General features: G+C 41.3%; 18 protein-coding genes and 1 other annotated feature. Of the genes, 12 read left to right on the top strand and 6 right to left on the bottom strand.

Annotated features, from left to right (window positions below; all coding sequences use genetic code 11):
* Window positions 1-166: 166 nt before the first annotated feature.
* Complete coding sequence (locus tag AB6T38_RS19115; RefSeq protein ID WP_372548807.1) at window positions 167-1,231, bottom strand: patatin-like phospholipase family protein; 1,065 nt, start codon at window positions 1,229-1,231, stop codon at window positions 167-169.
* Between the two features lie 105 nt (window positions 1,232-1,336).
* Complete coding sequence (locus AB6T38_RS19110) at window positions 1,337-1,720, bottom strand: VOC family protein (protein ID WP_372548806.1); 384 nt, start codon at window positions 1,718-1,720, stop codon at window positions 1,337-1,339.
* A gap of 234 nt (window positions 1,721-1,954) precedes the next feature.
* On the opposite strand from AB6T38_RS19110, the gene AB6T38_RS19105 reads away from it, so the two are divergent.
* The 7 genes from AB6T38_RS19105 (at window position 1,955) to AB6T38_RS19075 (ending at window position 6,142) form a co-directional block, all read left to right on the top strand.
* Window positions 1,955-2,338 carry an ACT domain-containing protein gene (locus AB6T38_RS19105; protein WP_372548805.1) on the top strand — a complete coding sequence of 128 codons (384 nt, stop codon included), beginning with the start codon at window positions 1,955-1,957 and terminating at the stop codon, window positions 2,336-2,338.
* Window positions 2,338-2,844 carry a PTS glucose transporter subunit IIA gene (locus tag AB6T38_RS19100; RefSeq protein ID WP_372548804.1) on the top strand — a complete coding sequence of 169 codons (507 nt, stop codon included), beginning with the start codon at window positions 2,338-2,340 and terminating at the stop codon, window positions 2,842-2,844. Before AB6T38_RS19105 ends, AB6T38_RS19100 begins: the two co-directional genes overlap by 1 nt.
* A 106-nt stretch (window positions 2,845-2,950) precedes the next feature.
* The gene (locus tag AB6T38_RS19095) at window positions 2,951-3,298 is read left to right on the top strand and encodes an ArsC family reductase (protein WP_372548803.1); all 348 of its coding nucleotides are present in this window, start codon (window positions 2,951-2,953) and stop codon (window positions 3,296-3,298) included.
* A complete protein-coding gene (gene dapE / locus AB6T38_RS19090; protein WP_372548802.1) occupies window positions 3,295-4,422 on the top strand; it encodes a succinyl-diaminopimelate desuccinylase in 1,128 nt (375 codons plus the stop codon). The genes AB6T38_RS19095 and dapE overlap by 4 nt, the downstream gene beginning before the upstream one ends.
* A complete protein-coding gene (locus tag AB6T38_RS19085; RefSeq protein WP_372548801.1) occupies window positions 4,404-5,111 on the top strand; it encodes a M15 family metallopeptidase in 708 nt (235 codons plus the stop codon). Before dapE ends, AB6T38_RS19085 begins: the two co-directional genes overlap by 19 nt.
* Window positions 5,108-5,299 carry a DUF2897 family protein gene (locus AB6T38_RS19080; protein ID WP_372548800.1) on the top strand — a complete coding sequence of 64 codons (192 nt, stop codon included), beginning with the start codon at window positions 5,108-5,110 and terminating at the stop codon, window positions 5,297-5,299. Before AB6T38_RS19085 ends, AB6T38_RS19080 begins: the two co-directional genes overlap by 4 nt.
* 15 nt (window positions 5,300-5,314) lie before the next feature.
* On the top strand, window positions 5,315-6,142 hold the full coding sequence (locus AB6T38_RS19075) for a formyl transferase (protein ID WP_372548799.1): 828 nt from the start codon (window positions 5,315-5,317) through the stop codon (window positions 6,140-6,142).
* A gap of 48 nt (window positions 6,143-6,190) precedes the next feature.
* On the opposite strand, the gene AB6T38_RS19070 is transcribed toward AB6T38_RS19075, so the two are convergent.
* The 3 genes from AB6T38_RS19070 to AB6T38_RS19060 form a co-directional block, all read right to left on the bottom strand.
* The gene (locus AB6T38_RS19070) at window positions 6,191-6,937 is read right to left on the bottom strand and encodes a hypothetical protein (RefSeq protein ID WP_372548798.1); all 747 of its coding nucleotides are present in this window, start codon (window positions 6,935-6,937) and stop codon (window positions 6,191-6,193) included.
* A 180-nt stretch (window positions 6,938-7,117) separates the two neighbouring features.
* Entirely contained in the window at window positions 7,118-8,218 is a 1,101-nt protein-coding gene (locus tag AB6T38_RS19065; RefSeq protein WP_372548797.1) for a DUF2855 family protein, read from the bottom strand.
* A 143-nt stretch (window positions 8,219-8,361) separates the two neighbouring features.
* Window positions 8,362-9,276, bottom strand: coding sequence for a LysR substrate-binding domain-containing protein (locus AB6T38_RS19060; protein ID WP_372548796.1), 915 nt, complete (start codon window positions 9,274-9,276; stop codon window positions 8,362-8,364).
* Window positions 9,277-9,401: 125 nt separating this feature from the next.
* Here AB6T38_RS19060 and AB6T38_RS19055 point away from each other — a divergent pair, with 125 nt between their 5' ends.
* Window positions 9,402-9,716 carry a hypothetical protein gene (locus tag AB6T38_RS19055; RefSeq protein ID WP_372548795.1) on the top strand — a complete coding sequence of 105 codons (315 nt, stop codon included), beginning with the start codon at window positions 9,402-9,404 and terminating at the stop codon, window positions 9,714-9,716.
* Window positions 9,717-9,746: 30 nt separating this feature from the next.
* Here the strand turns inward: AB6T38_RS19055 and AB6T38_RS19050 are convergent, their stop codons facing one another.
* Window positions 9,747-10,070, bottom strand: coding sequence for a hypothetical protein (locus tag AB6T38_RS19050; RefSeq protein WP_372548794.1), 324 nt, complete (start codon window positions 10,068-10,070; stop codon window positions 9,747-9,749).
* A gap of 316 nt (window positions 10,071-10,386) precedes the next feature.
* Window positions 10,387-10,500: a sequence feature (His leader region), on the top strand.
* A 48-nt stretch (window positions 10,501-10,548) separates the two neighbouring features.
* Here AB6T38_RS19050 and hisG point away from each other — a divergent pair.
* Genes hisG through hisB form a run of 4 tightly spaced genes read left to right on the top strand, consistent with a single transcriptional unit; the run spans window position 10,549 to window position 14,924 of the window.
* Entirely contained in the window at window positions 10,549-11,448 is a 900-nt protein-coding gene (hisG, locus tag AB6T38_RS19045; RefSeq protein ID WP_348492969.1) for an ATP phosphoribosyltransferase, read from the top strand.
* 16 nt (window positions 11,449-11,464) lie between these two features.
* The gene (gene hisD, locus AB6T38_RS19040) at window positions 11,465-12,760 is read left to right on the top strand and encodes a histidinol dehydrogenase (protein ID WP_372548810.1); all 1,296 of its coding nucleotides are present in this window, start codon (window positions 11,465-11,467) and stop codon (window positions 12,758-12,760) included.
* Window positions 12,757-13,857, top strand: coding sequence for a histidinol-phosphate transaminase (gene hisC / locus AB6T38_RS19035; RefSeq protein WP_372548793.1), 1,101 nt, complete (start codon window positions 12,757-12,759; stop codon window positions 13,855-13,857). Before hisD ends, hisC begins: the two co-directional genes overlap by 4 nt.
* Window positions 13,854-14,924 (top strand): bifunctional histidinol-phosphatase/imidazoleglycerol-phosphate dehydratase HisB, encoded by a 1,071-nt coding sequence (gene hisB / locus AB6T38_RS19030; protein ID WP_372548792.1) that lies wholly within the window; start codon window positions 13,854-13,856, stop codon window positions 14,922-14,924. The genes hisC and hisB overlap by 4 nt, the downstream gene beginning before the upstream one ends.
* Window positions 14,925-14,926: the final 2 nt, after the last annotated feature.

The raw sequence follows: 14,926 nt of genomic DNA, 5'->3' as shown, positions 1-14,926 counted from the left end.
CCTACCATGTCAAGGTAGTGCTCTAACCAACTGAGCTACGGACGCACTGTATAAAGACGCTTAACACGAATGTCTCAAGCGGCGCGTATAATAACGATGCTTATCCCTATCTTCAAGGAGTTTTTCAGCTTTGTTGACACAAACGCGTAATTTTTCGACATAATGTCTAAAAGTTATAGGGTTTCACTTTATTTGCCACGTCATTATCTTGAGTAAGGTTGGCAAACGCCTCCCCTAACCTATCACTTTGTGCAATTACCGTTTGCCAATAACGAATTCGTTGTTGGGAAGTCATAGTTTCAAAGTCTTTTCTATCTGGAATTTTTTGATACGGTAAAGAAGCAATAAACTCATCAGATGGAACAGCCATAACCACTTTATCGTAGCTACTTTTATGGGGTATTCGACGTTTCAATGATTTATCGAACCAACCTGGGATCGGCTTAGGATAAAAATGTGGATAAAATATTAATCCATCATGGGGGCCAAAATTTAAATCAAAATGGTAGTCAATGATGCCTCCATCTCGATACATTCCCTTAGGCGCGCCATTGATATTCTGTACCCCCTCAATCACCAAGGGGATGGAACCAGAAGCCATTAAGGCCTGAGTGAGATTGCGTTTTGATAAAGGTACATAGCGGGTTGGCATTTTATTCGGATCAACTATCTGCAATTCGCTGATAGGAGAGGTAAAAACATATCGCTCGTAAAACCGTTGTAAAAAACGACGTTGAACAGCATTCGCTCCGGCACTCGCCAAAAGACCGGTTAACTGTAAAGGTTTGGCTTCAAATTGAGTCAACCCTTTGCATCGAGCAACAATAAAATGAGCTTTAATAATGGGGTTGTGAAGGATCTCATCTACACCATTGTCTCCTAATACATAATCTAATAACTCTAAACCTGAAAGGGTGATTTCTCTGGCGCTGGGCTTATCGCTGTACTCTGTACGTGAGTAGTGATCTGCCAAACGATTAATTGCAGCTAATGGATCTTTTTGCGCAAAACAAGCGAACCTAAAGGCCCCTGCCGAAGAGCCAATAATCTGCAGAGGAGTTTGACGTTGGGCAAAAAATGTCGAGAACACATACCTATCTAAACCCGCCAACACGAACCACTTTGGTCCCCCAGAGGCACCCAGCATGTAATCAAACATCTGTTGTTTTAAACCATGCTGCTGAATTTCTTTTAAAGCAGTTGGACCTGCATATAAATCAAGTACTTGCACAAACTTTAACCCATTGAATAAGTGCTGATTAATGTACCAATCAGTGGCTTATTTGCAAGCATCAAAAGTATTTTTGTTTTTAATAGTTATCTACAAAGGAAACAGCTAAGGCGTTTCTTCAAATAACGCACACACCGCACCCGCAGGGTCTTGAATAATGATATAACGACTCTGTGAGCCATAATGTTTTATTGCAGATAACAATTTTCCACCACCTGCCTGAGTTTGAGAAATAGAGTCATCTAAATTAGCGACTTTAAAATAAAGCAACCATTGGGCGGGTAAATTGGCATTGTCGCCCTTTGCATGACAAATCCCCACAACATTCTGATTTTTACTGGGCAACTGCATGGTAAAATCGTCGTAATCCCCCATGCTAACTGGGTTGGCTTGCCAGCCTACGACCTGTGCATAAAAGTCTTTTACATTATCTGCATTTTTGACAGTGAGGTCGGTCCAAACCACCGAACCTATTGGTGCAGTCGACATATTCTTATCCCTTTAAACAAAACGCGTTAATTTTAACCAAAATTGGCCCTTGGTGGATTTCTGGACAACCAAATATACACCATATATATCAATCAGTTAAGTTACATATAAAGTTTCCTCAACAAGGTTATCCACAGAAACAGTGGATAACCTTTGGAAAAGAAACTTTTACACCAACACTTGACTTACAGCATAGCTAAAGCAAAATAAAACACCAATCAAAAAGGAATGCAAATGGCCAATCAGACATTAGCTGCGCTGCCTGACACTTTTACCATCTATAGCCTTCCAGTAAACGCTCAGATCCCATCTCAAGTGTTGAATGCACCATTATATTTCATTGGAAAAACTCACGATGAGCTTTCGATCGTGGTACCGCAAACAGTGAAGCTTGAGTCAGATGAATCTGATCATAATTGGAGAGTATTAGAAATATTAGGTCCTTTAGACCTGTCAATGGTGGGCATCATGGCACAAATAGGTAGTGTCTTAGCGGCAGCAAAAATCAGTATATTCGTTGTTTCTACTTTTGAAACGGATTATTTCTTAATTAAGCAAAATAACTTAAAATCTGCTGCAATTGCCCTAGAAAACGAACGCTATAAAGTAATCCTATAGTGAGCCTTTTTAATCGCTTAGTCGACAACCAAGCCACTCCGCAGCATAAACATAAAATTGATATTCTGAGTCCTGTCAGTGGCAGTATTTATCCTCTAGATTCAGCGAATACCCTCATTTTCAAACAGCGGCTATTTGGTGAGGGAGTGATGGTTAACCCCATTGGCTTTCAAATATTGACACCATTTGATGCTATTGTTTTAGAAATCAGTGAAACAGCCCATCGAGTGCGATTAAAAGACCGCCATGGCTTAATATTGCAGATCCATTGCGGTTGGGGAGCGCATAATTTAAATGGGAATGGTTTTAAACGCAAAGTTAACCGTGGACAGAAGGTTACACAGGGGCAACCCCTATTAGATTTTGACGCCCGTAAATTAAAGCTTGGCTTAGACGATAACGCTTTTTACATTACCCTTCTCAATAGTGATAAGGTAAAAGGACTTATGGTTAACCCTCGCAGAGTCACCGCCTGTGAAGATCCTGTATTTTCAGTGTTGATCTAAAGGATAAGGATTGGTAAAACAACAGTTACATAGCAATGGGGGTTATTAAGCCTTTAATAATCATCATTTATTTTTCATTTCATCATTAACTAACAAGAATCATTTTATGACTCAAATGTTCGGCATCAAAAATTGCGATACCATTAAAAAAGCCAAAAAGTGGCTAGAAGAAAACCAAATAGAATACAGTTTCCACGATTATCGAGTTGATGGTCTAGATCGTGAGTGGCTTGAAAAAACAGAATCCCAATTAGGTTGGCAGAAATTGCTAAACCAACGTGGAACCACCTTTCGTCAATTACCCGATGAACAAAAGCAAGATTTAAACAGCGAAAAAGCGATTGAATTGATGCTGGCAGCTCCTGCCATGATAAAACGTCCGGTGTTGATCCATAACGACAAATATATTTTAGGTTTCAAACCTGCAGATTATGAAGTGGTATTTAACTCATGATGGACTCAATTGCGCTTACTAAAGAACTCATCAACCGTAAATCGGTAACCCCAGAAGACGCGGGTTGCCAGCAGTTAATGGCCGAAATACTTGCTCCCTTAGGTTTTGATATTGAATCTATGGTATTTCATGACACCACCAATATGTGGGCGAGAAAAGGTAATCAAGGACCGTTATTTTGTTTTGCCGGACATACTGACGTAGTGCCATCTGGCCCTGCTGAAAAATGGCAAACACCACCCTTTGAAGCGACACAAGTTGGCGAATATTTGCATGGCCGTGGCGCTGCAGATATGAAAGGAAGTTTGGCCGCCATGTTAGTGGCAACCCATCGTTTTGTTACAGCCCACCCAAATCACAATGGCGGCATAGCCTTCCTTATCACCAGCGATGAGGAAGGACCATTTATCAATGGTACAACTAAGGTCATTGATACCCTAGAAGCCCGTAATGAAAAAATTGATTGGTGTTTAGTGGGCGAGCCTTCCAGTACTGATGTTGTGGGTGACGTTGTCAAAAATGGAAGACGTGGCTCACTAACCGGCGATTTAATCGTTAAGGGAATTCAAGGGCACGTAGCCTACCCGCATTTAGCCAAGAACCCCATTCATGTAGCTTCTCCTGCTTTAGCTGAACTAGCAAAAACACACTGGGATGATGGCAACCGATATTTCCCGCCCACCAGCTTTCAAATTTCCAATATCAATGGTGGAACGGGTGCAGGAAACGTTATACCTGGTGAACTTCATGTTTGTTTCAACTTTCGATTCTCAACTGAGGTCACCGATAAACAGTTAATCGAAAGAGTGTATGAAATTCTGGACCGTCATGGTTTAGATTACGATATTAAATGGACATTCAACGGACAGCCTTTCTTAACTGATGAGGGGCCTTTAGTTGAAGCCACTCAGCAAGCTATTAAATCGGTAACCGGAAGAGAGACTGAGTTATCCACAGCAGGTGGTACCTCAGATGGGCGCTTTATCGCCCCCACAGGGGCACAAGTGATTGAACTGGGTCCAGTCAATGCCACTATTCATAAAATAGATGAAAAAGTGAAGTCTGCTGATCTGGAAGTGCTCACAGATATTTATCACGACATATTATGTCGTCTGCTACTCTAGTGTCTGTAACACAATTGTCTGCACCGAGCTGGATGGGGCTAACCCAAGCCCATATCCAGCCAATTGGTGAGCATCATGGTTTAATTCCACATGTCAATACGGCCTTTGAAACTATGCAGCAAGCTGCCCAAAAAGACCATATAGACATGCAACTGGCGAGCAGCTTCCGTAGTTTTGACCGTCAATTAGCCATTTGGCAAAAAAAATGGTTAGGAAGTTTGCCAATCAATGATATTCATAGCCAAGCCCTCAATACCTCCGACTTTAACGAACTAGAAAAAATACACGCCATTATGACCTGGTCTGCCCTTCCAGGTGCTAGTCGTCACCACTGGGGAACCGACTTGGATGTGTATGATAAAAAAGCAGTTGAACGCTTTGGACGCCCCTTGCAATTGATAAGTACTGAGTATGAACAATCAGGGCCTTGTTACCCACTGCATTGCTGGTTAGAAGAAAACGCTGAAAGGTTTGGTTTTTACCGTCCGTATAAACACTATAATGGCGGAGTTGCACCCGAAGCTTGGCATTTAAGCTATGGCCCCATCTCAAAGTCAATTATCAAACAACTCGACTTGAGTAAACTAGCTGAACAATTAGCCAGTGTCGAGATTGGTGGCAAACAGACGATTTTAAAACATTTAGACCAGTTATTTGCCCAGTATACGTTAAATGGAATCACACAATGAATTTCTGGTTAATTGTAACTTTGTTGATTGCCCTAGGCTTGATAGTAGGTAATATTCTATTATTGAAAATGAGCGCTAAGATGTCCTTCGAAAAAACCAAAACAAAACCTGAAGATGAAATTCTTAAGTCTCCATTAAATAACAAAGAGCCACCAGCAACACCACAAGACGACAACGATAAACCATAGTTGGAGTAATAACGGGTGCGGATAACTATTCTTGCCAATCGTGATCTAGCGAGCAACATGGCAATCAACCTATTGCTTCAACAACTGCCTGAACATCGGTATGCTATTCTTCTATCAGCGAAAGTAGGAAAGTCAGAGAATCTGCCTGAGCCCCTGAAAAGCTTAGCTTTTATCGAGCAAACACTGTTTAACCAAATTGTTTATCCACTGATTGAAACCCAGCAATACACAACCAATATGGGCAATCCACCAGCGAACGCCTCATTGCCATTAAAAAGCTTTCAACAAATACTGGGTTCAGGCATTCCGATTAGTGATATTCAGAACATTAATAGTCCCTCGGGCTATCAAACCCTTGCAGCGCAAAACCCCGAGCTGATCATTTCCATTCGATTTGGCCAAATTTTACAAGAAGCCATTATTAGATTACCTAAAATGGGCGTCATAAACCTGCATTCAGGTAAGTTACCGGATTATAGAGGCGTAATGGCAACATTTTGGGCAATGTTAAACAACAATGAGAATATCGGTACAAGCTTACATTTTATCGATTCAAATAAAATTGATGCCGGAAAAATCATCTCTAGCACCCAGCGCAGAGTGGATTATCATCGCTCTTATTTACACAACGTATTGAGTTTATACCCAGAAGGTGTCAAGACTATTGTCGCTGCCGTCAACAAATTGAACTGTGGTGAAGAAGTAAAAACCCAAAATATGGATTTGTCATCGGGTCAGTACTTTAGTTTCCCAGACGAAGTCACCCTGACGCAATTTGCTGAACAAGGGAAGCGGCTTTTCGACTATGATGAAATTCCAGAGTTAGTGGCAAAATACCGTTAACCTTCCCTCTATAGATAAAGTAGTGTACCAGCGAAGACTCAAGCAATATTACAGCGGTGACTGCAAATTGTGACCTTTCGTCATATACACATCGTAGGTTTGACCGCCATCGCTCTTTTTACGATTATTTACCACGTACCATATTTCATACCACTGGCCGGGCACTAGCGGTTTGGCATCTTTTCCGGTGCGGTTATTTACAATGTTAGCATAGCCTTGCTGCGTCTTAACCATCAAGGCGCCGATATTTTTGTGACCATTTGACTCTGCTTTATCGGTTACTCGCAAGGTAGCTTCAAACGCATTGTAATCATGTAACTCAATATCACCGGGGCTCATGTTGCTAATACCAAAAGCGTGATTATTGGGAAAAGACGCCACATTTATACGAGTATAAAATGTATAGGTTTCCCCCACTTCGACCCTTTGGGGAAGTGCCGCATAAGTTAACGCTTTGCGATTACCGACTATGCCCTCAGCTGCCGGCTTTTTGATTAAATAAACATTTTCAGAGCTCGCGGTGACGTCTTTTTGGCGCTCAGTAATCTGTGGGGAGCGCACCTTTGGCGAGGTCTCATTTTTGGTATCTGCCTTCGTCCATTTATCTAAACTGCTATCCGCTTCGAAGTTATCAATCAGGATCCAATCCGTTGCCGTTTTCGCGTTGCTCGATAGCGAGCAAAATATCGTCAGAAAACTGATTAAAACTAAATGCCGAAGGCCCTTCAAACTTGTTGAGAGCTTGGGCTGATATACTGCAAGATTGGATAAGGATTTGCGGTTTTTTGGCATCATTTAGCACCCCATTGATATGATAGCTTAGGGCTATTTATAGTGCTGTTTTTTGGTGCTTTAGCATATAGCAATAAAAATACTAGCATCAATCTAATATAGCTGCTTGTAAGAAAATAAGTCCAGGTGTAACCCTGGACCCAATGGCAAGCCTAAAACAAGGGGTGAAAGTTCGAAAGCCGATTAAAATCTAAGTACGTACATTTGGCTCGTATCAAACTTACCCGCTAACCCGTCTAAATATATTTCTTGAATAGCCTCACCCCCTGTAATATTAGTGGTGCTCAATAAAGGTTTCATATGTTTGGAAAATCCTCCCCAAGCCACTGCATATCGCTGCATAAATCCTTTACCACCCCACTCTTTCATGCATTTGTTGACTTGTGTGGGCGCAAAAAAGAATTCTCCATGCAACTCGCCAGCATAGGATTTCGCTTGTGATTCAACATCAGTCACACCGATATAAATCATTTTTTGCATACTCGTATTTAAGTGTCCCTGAAGATCTAATAACAAAGGTTTATTCCCAGAAAAGTCCAATACTATAGTGCTTGCATTTTTATCCAGTGTGGCAAATTTTTGATAATCTAATACCAGATCGTAACAAACGGTCTTCTGGGTAAATGCTTTGTTGTTCACAGAAGTCAGGCCAACGACGTTGTAATTTAAACCTCGTTCTTTACAGTGCTGCTTCAATAGGTAAGCCGCCCCATAAGCGGTTTTACTGGATGCACTAGTTAACACTATATTGACTGTGTCTGGGTTTGCAATCTCGCCGACAAAATCATCTAACACAAAAGAAGTCATAAACAACGGACGGAAATTGAGTTGCCAATCTTCTTTGTTAGGATCATAAGCAGGATCAGCACTGCAACGAACATACTGATCGTACACACTGGAGATACTCTTGCGTGCCGGACTAACATCGTAAAAATCATTGGCCGTTATTTTTCCTGCAGTAATCACCAAGTGAGTGGCAAATGGCAAATAACCAAACACCTTTTCACCTACAACGAGATCTGGGCTATTCGAATATTCTACGGTAGCAAACCCCCAAATGGGCATAATGCCAAAACCATCTTGCGCAGGAAAAAATCCCCAATACCCCATTTTTTCGCCAAACAAGGCATAGGTAATATTGTTTGCTGAAAAGCCAAAAGATTCGACTTTTAGCACTACTTCATCGCTGCCTAATGAATCCGTGTTAATAGAGTCCTTAACAACGGCAAGCTTGCTGAGTTCGGTTTTGTTAGTTTGAATCTGTTGACGAGTGAAGACAGGCATTTACAATTCCCTTGACGTTTAAAGTTAAAATAATGTTAATTTCAATACTGGTAATACTAACGCTAAGGCAGTCGTTAATTTATCATCTTTTTGAATAGACAAAAATAACAGCCCAATATACTTCAACTGACGATAATATTCCTTTACCAAGCCTCGAGATTGTCGAAAGATTGATGTAAAAGCGGTAAGAACCAACTTTCAAATAATTTCACCTTTTGCCATTCAAAATTCTGAGCAGGGGCAACCAAAAACAATGAGTACGGACTAGGACAACTAAAGTCTAACAAAGCCAGTAGAGAACCATTTTGTAAATGATCTGCTACCAAACTTTTATTCACTATTGTAAACCCTCTACCTGCTAATGCATTTTCAATTAACAGAACGGAATTACTTGCGCGAATTGAGGGAGTTAAGGTGTGTATATCTATTTCATAGTTTTGACAGAGAGTGTTAAAAACCGGCGTGATATCCTTACTGGTATCTTCAATCCATGGTAATTGAAAAACAATGGAAGGATCATGGCTTTGCGGTGGGGCAATAATATCAGGGCTAGCCACTAAAATGAGTTGATCATTAACCAGTTTTTTTTCCACTAATCCTGAATATTCACCTTGGCCCATTCGAATCGCGAGATCAATCTCACCACGGTTAAAATCCACCAACTCATTACTCGGTGCCAGTTGCACCATCAGTTCAGGGTGTAATTTTTGAAACTGCGGTAATCGGGGCATTAACCACAAAGAGGTAAACGAATGGATGCTAGAAATTCTCAATATACTCGGATTACCATCACCCGATATGGCGTTTACACCCGATTTAAACTGGCTAAATCCTTTTTGGATAAAGGGCAGTAATAATTCGCCAGCATGAGTCAACTGAGTTTGTCGGTTTGAACGCGCAAACAGTTTTTGCTCTAAGAAGGTTTCAAGTAACTTGATCTGCTGACTTACCGCAGCTTGAGTGACAAAGAGTTTCTCAGCAGCTAATTTAAAACTTGATAATTCTGCCGCCACCATAAAGAAGTGTAAAGACTTCAGAGGTGGGAGTTGTTGTCCCATAACATGCCTGCCTACAGAGTATATTCAATTAAGTTTTTCTTAAGTATAGTTAATTTTTAATCGTTTGTTCAAGTTGCAATTCAACTCTAATCTAAGGTTGAACTATCAACAAACGAGGAACAACCATGAAATACTTAATGACATTAACACTAATATTATTGAGCTTAACTCTAGACGCTAAAACCAACGAACAGTTGGAGACCAAGTACTCATATCAAGGCTACCCTTATAAAATGCTCATTGCCCGTTCAGATTCAATAAAGATTTTATTTACTGAAAAGCAAGATAGGGTTAACTGTGCTGTGCAATTTGAGCAAGGGAATATAATCCACAAGACTTCTTATTCTGATGTGAAGAAACTAGACTTTGATAAGCAGCCATTGGTGAGCTGCTTACCAAGACATCAAGCAAAAGCTTGGTTAAAAGATACGTTTGAGTAATGGAGAGGGGTATTGGAAAAGGCAATGCACCTAGATGTAAATGTCTAGGTGCTTTCTACCTTTTTCATCCACAGACGGCAGTTCAGGATCTACTGGCTGTTTACCATCTTGTTGTTTTTCTGCCGATTGTTCTTGTTTAGCGTCTTTATTAGATTCTTTGTCTTTTTCATCCTCAGACGACTTTTTATGATACTTTTCCCGTGCATCCCTTTCTTCGGTATTTAAGGCTTTTTCTTCGTCATTCAACTCTCGAAGTTTTGCCTCTTTTTCAACTTGTTTTACTTTGAGCTCATCTTTGGCAATGGCAACTTTACCTTCACGGGGTAAAACTGAAAATATCAAATCACTGGTCATGGGATTCACTCACTTAGTTTATTATGATTAATCAATTATACGGCCTTATAACAATAAGCCAGTATAATTGTGTCATTAATTAGCTATCGTATTGATTTTGACTTACTTTAACACTTTTCGTTCAATTTTTGAGCTAGATAACCGCATTCCTTGATGCTAATGCCTTTTAGTTTTAACTAATACAATCTTAAATCATCACTTTTAGGTGTTTGTACTTGCATTATCTTTGCTGTTTGGATAATGTTCTGCGCATCAACGCGATAAACCAAAACGAGCAAGAAAAGCATATGATTATTTTTACCAAGAAAAGCGACCTAAACTGGCATCATCATATAGCATAACCTTTCAGGTTCGTGCTGGAAGGTTAATTGTCCTTCCAGCGGTACAGAATTTTTCTAAACCCCCGGAAGGAAACTTCTGGGGGTTTTTCGTTGTAATGGCAACGATTTGAAATTTAACTTTATATTGAGGCAACAACATGAGCGAGAGCAAACGACTACGCATAGCGGTTCAAAAGAAAGGACGATTGAGTGATGAAAGCATTGGATTACTCAAGGCTATCGGCATTAAATTACAAATACGTGATCGCCTTCTAATCGCTCATTCCACCAACCAACCCATTGATCTATTGTTGGTCCGTGATGATGATATTCCGGGTTTGGTGATGGATGGCGTGGTTGATATGGGTTTCATTGGCGAAAATGAGCTTGAGGAAAAGATGCTAGAACGTCAGCAATCAGGTAAGCCACATGAATTTAAAACCCTACGTCGATTAGATTACGGCGGTTGCCAGTTATCCATTGCCGTTCCCACCGAATTTGATTATCAAGGGTTAGAATCCATTAATGGTTTAAAAGTGGCTACCACTTATCCATTTCTTTTAGAGCGATTCTTTAAAAATAATAACATTGATGCACAATCGGTTATGTTAACCGGTTCAGTGGAAGTTGCGCCTAGAGCAGGTGTTGCTGATGCCATTTGTGATTTAGTTTCCACAGGGGCAACGCTAGAAGCCAATGGGTTACGTGAAGAGGCAGTAATTTTCAAATCTAAAGCTGTCTTAATTCAACGTGCTGGCCAGTTAAGCGATGAGAAACAAGCGTTAATCAACCGTTTACTACCCCGTGTTGATGGTGTGATGCAGGCTAAAGAAAGCAAATACATTATGTTGCACGCCCCTAAGGCTTATTTAGAGCAAGTAAAGAGTTTGTTACCTGGAGCTGAAAACCCAACCGTTTTGCCGTTAGCCAATAATGAAGAAACCGTTGCCATTCACGTGGTTAGCACAGAGACATTATTCTGGGAAACAATGGAAAAACTAAAATCATTGGGTTGTAGCTCAATATTAGTTATGCCAATCGAAAAAATGATGGGCTAAAACCATGACCACGCAGATTCAAGACTGGGCAATTTTGTCAGACTCTCAAAAACAGCAAATTTTGAGTCGCCCAGCGCAGGCTGACAATGATAAATTGCGTAAAATTGTGAGTGACATTTTACAACAGGTAAAAGAGCACGGTGATGACGCAGTCAAAGAATTAACCGAACAGTTTGACGGTATTCGGTTGGCAACACTGCGGTTAGATAACCAAAACTTAATTAATGCAAGCAAAGAAATCACTGACAAAGTACGCAGTGCTATCGACTTGGCTTATGCAAATATTAAAGCGTTTCATAAGGCACAATATCCTTCGGATGTGAAAATAGAAACCCAACCTGGAGTGTTGTGTGAGCTTAAACATGCTGCCATAGATTCCGTTGGTTTATATATTCCAGGTGGCAGCGCGCCATTACCATCAACGGTGCTTATGCTTGGGGCTACAGCTCAAGTAGCGGGTTGCAGTCGTAAAATTTTATGCACTCCCCCTGATGCCAGTGGCAAGATTGCGGCAGAGATCCGCTATGCTGCACAATTGTGTGGTATCGATGAAGTCTATTTAATCGGTGGCGCCCAAGCCATTGCAGCAATGGCATATGGTACTGCTTCAATCGCTAAAGTAGATAAGATATTTGGACCTGGCAATAGTTTTGTCACCGAAGCGAAACAACAGGTGAGTACCCAGGCTGATGGCGCAGCCATTGATATGCCTGCGGGCCCTTCTGAAGTTTTAGTGATTGCTGATGAGGCCGCTGAACCGAGTTTTGTTGCCTCAGATTTACTTTCTCAAGCTGAACATGGAGCAGACTCTCAAGCCGTTTTAGTGAGCAACAGTCAATCGCTAATAGAAGCAGTGCAATTGGCAGTAGAGCAACAATTGCAACAGTTAAGCCGCAAGGATATTGCGGAAAAAGCCATGCAACACGGCCGTTATATATTAACCACGGATGTTGACCAGTCGGTGTTAGTCAGTAATCAGTATGCTCCTGAACACTTAATTGTACAGGTGGAAAACCCTCGGGATTTATTGCCAAAGCTGAAGTATGCAGGTTCGATATTTGTTGGTAAGTGGTCGCCAGAATCAGCGGGAGATTATGCCAGTGGCACTAATCATGTGTTACCTACCTACGGATATTCGAGAAATTATTCTAGTTTAGGGCTAGCAGATTTTATGCGTCGTTTCACAGTTCAAGAGCTGAGTTACCAAGGACTCTCCAATATTGGTAATGCCATTATGGTTCTTGCCGAAGCTGAAGGCTTAGATGCACACAAACGAGCTGTCTCCATTCGTTTGCAAGGAGATGACGCATGAGTAACTTAGTCGATAAATTATTGTGCGACAACGTTAAAAACTTAAAGCCCTATGAATCTGCCCGTCGATTATTTGCCGCAGGGACTGGAGAAATTCAGCAGACTTGGTTGAATGCTAACGAATCACCCTTTGCGAATAGTTACGACGTCGACAGCGAGCGCTTTAATCGTTATCCCGACTGCCAACCAACCTCGGTGATCAACTCTTACGCCGCATACTCAGGTGTTGCTCCAGAAAACACCTTAGTCAGTCGTGGCGCAGATGAAGGCATTGAACTGCTTATCAGAGCATTCTGCAATCCGGCACAAGACGCCATTTTAATTTGTCCTCCTACCTATGGCATGTACGCTATCAGTGCTGAAACATTTAATGTTGATGTACACAAAGCGCCTCTGAACGAAGATTTTAGTCTAGATGTGCCCGGTATTTGTGCTTACAAAGACAAGGTGAAGTTAGTGTTCATCTGCTCACCGAACAACCCCACCGGCACCACGGTTGATGCACAGCAATTACAACAGGTAGTTGAGCATTTTGCCGATTCAGCCTTAGTGGTTGTCGATGAAGCTTACATTGAGTTTGATTGGCAAAGCAGTTGGGCAAACAAGTTAGCAACTTATCCAAATTTGGTCGTTTTACGCACGCTGTCAAAAGCCTTTGCCTTAGCCGGAATAAGATGTGGTTTTACTTTAGCCGCTCCAGCGGCAATACAAGCATTGTTAAAAGTGATTGCCCCCTACCCGATTCCAGAACCGGTAGCGCAAATAGCGAGTCAAGCGTTAAGCGCTTCAGGTATCCTGCGAATGCAAGATCAGGTTAGTGATTTAAATGCCCAAAGAGCCATACTCAAACAACAATTAATGACTATTCCGCATGTTGAATTAGTGGGTGATGATAAAGCCAATTTCATTTTGTTCCGTTGTGAACAAAAGCAGCAACTTATGCAGTATTTAGTGGATAATCACTTTTTAATCCGTGACCAATCTAAGCAAATAAATCTACAAAATTGTCTGCGTATTACCGTAGGCACGGCTGAGCAAAATCAACAGCTAATGGATTTAATCTTTTCATTTTTTCAACAACAGGAATCGGCACAATGAGCGCCTTACCGATTTTATTTATAGACAGAGACGGTACATTAGTAGAAGAACCTCCTATTGATAAGCAACTCGACCGTCTAGACAAATTAGTCTTTGAACCTAATGTCATCCCCGTGCTATTGAAACTGCAACAAGCTGGTTACCATTTAGTGATGGTGTCCAACCAAGATGGATTAGGAACCGAGTCATTTCCTCAAGCCGATTTCGATGCTCCCCATAATATGATGATGGATATTTTTGCCTCACAAGGGGTGAAATTTGACGATGTGTTAATTTGTCCCCATTTCGATGAGCAACAATGTAGCTGTCGCAAACCTAAACTCGGCTTAGTGAAAGAGTATTTACAGCAGGGTAAAGTCGATTTTAGTCGCTCTTTAGTGATTGGCGATCGCCAAACCGACATCGGCTTAGCAGATAACATGGGGCTGAAATCTCAGCTGTATAACCGCCAAAGCAATGATTGGTTGGCCATTGAAAAAAGTATTCTGAGCTCTAGTAGAACAGCAACGGTTTCGCGCAACACCTCGGAAACACAAATTAATGTATTTGTAGATTTAGATAGCACGGCAAAATCAACGATACACACCGGCATAGGCTTTTTTGATCATATGCTCGATCAAATATCCACTCACGGTGGTTTTGAATTGCGCTTATCTGTCGATGGTGATTTGCACATTGATGATCACCATAGTGTTGAAGACACAGCCCTAGCGTTAGGTGAAGCTATTAAAAAAGCCTTAGGTGATAAACGTGGTATTGGTCGTTTCGGTTTTGCACTACCTATGGATGAATGTCGTGCCGAATGTATCATGGATATTTCGAATCGACCGCACCTCAAGTTTGAGGCTGAATTTAGCCGTGATACTGTAGGTGAAATGGCCACAGAAATGGTCCCCCACTTTTTCTATTCCATAGCCCAAGCTATGGGATTATCACTGCACTTATCCACCACCGAAGGTAATGCTCATCATCAGGTAGAAAGCCTGTTTAAAGTGTTCGGACGAGCGTTACGTCAAGCTATTACTAAACAAGGGGATACCTTACCCAGCAGTAAGGGAGCATTGTAAGT

Origin of the sequence: Aliiglaciecola sp. SL4 (assembly GCF_041538045.1) — a bacterium.
Lineage (GTDB): Bacteria > Pseudomonadota > Gammaproteobacteria > Enterobacterales > Alteromonadaceae > Aliiglaciecola.
The sequence above is the reverse complement of the archived record's forward strand: the minus strand, read 5'-3'. Positions and strand labels throughout refer to the sequence as shown.